Raw genomic sequence first — 741 nt, 5'->3', positions numbered from 1 at the left:
CGGCCCAGCCGGTGACGGAGGACCTCACGCGGCGGGTGGTCGACTTCTTCGAAACCACGGCGCCCCTGGCCGCGCCCGTGACGGCGCTTAAAAAAGCGCTGGACCAGTACGTCGTCCGGCGCGACCAGTACGCCACGGTGATCGCCGGTTATCCCTGGTTTCTCGATTGGGGCCGCGACACCCTGATCGTGGTGCGCGGCATCATCGCCGCCGGCCGGCACACCGAGGCGCTGTCCATCATCCAGCAGTTCGCCGCCTTCGAACAAGGCGGCACGATTCCCAATATGATTCGCGGCACGGACACGGGCAATCGGGATACCTCCGATGCGCCCTTGTGGCTGTTCCGCGTTTGTGACGAATTGGGTGCGGTCATGGGCCAGGAAACGGTCTTGACCACCGACTGCGCGGGGCGCCCGTTGCGCCAGGTGCTGTTGGCCATCGCCCGGGCGATCATGGCCGGAACGCCCAACGGCATCGTCATGGATGCGGGTAGCGGGCTGGTATTCAGCCCGGCCCACTTCACCTGGATGGACACCAACTACCCGGCCGGAACCCCGCGCCAGGGATATCCCATCGAGATTCAGGCCCTGTGGCAGGCGGCCCTGGACTATCTCGGACGCGTGGATCGGGCTGCCGATCGACCCGCCTGGCGCAAGCTGGCCCAAACGGTGCGCCATTCCATCCGGGAGCTGTTTTTCCGGGCGGACCTGGGCTACCTCTCCCGACTGCCTGCACGCCGGG

The 741-nt window shown here is 66.8% G+C and carries 1 protein-coding gene; it reads left to right on the top strand.

Annotated elements, in window-relative coordinates; all coding sequences use genetic code 11:
• Positions 1 to 741 (top strand): amylo-alpha-1,6-glucosidase (locus JCM12296_RS35325; protein ID WP_281492278.1); only part of this gene is annotated, 741 nt, incomplete at both ends.

Source organism: Desulfosarcina cetonica JCM 12296 (genome assembly GCF_001311845.1).
GTDB lineage: Bacteria > Desulfobacterota > Desulfobacteria > Desulfobacterales > Desulfosarcinaceae > Desulfosarcina > Desulfosarcina cetonica.
This window is presented reverse-complemented; position numbering and strand designations above follow the sequence as displayed.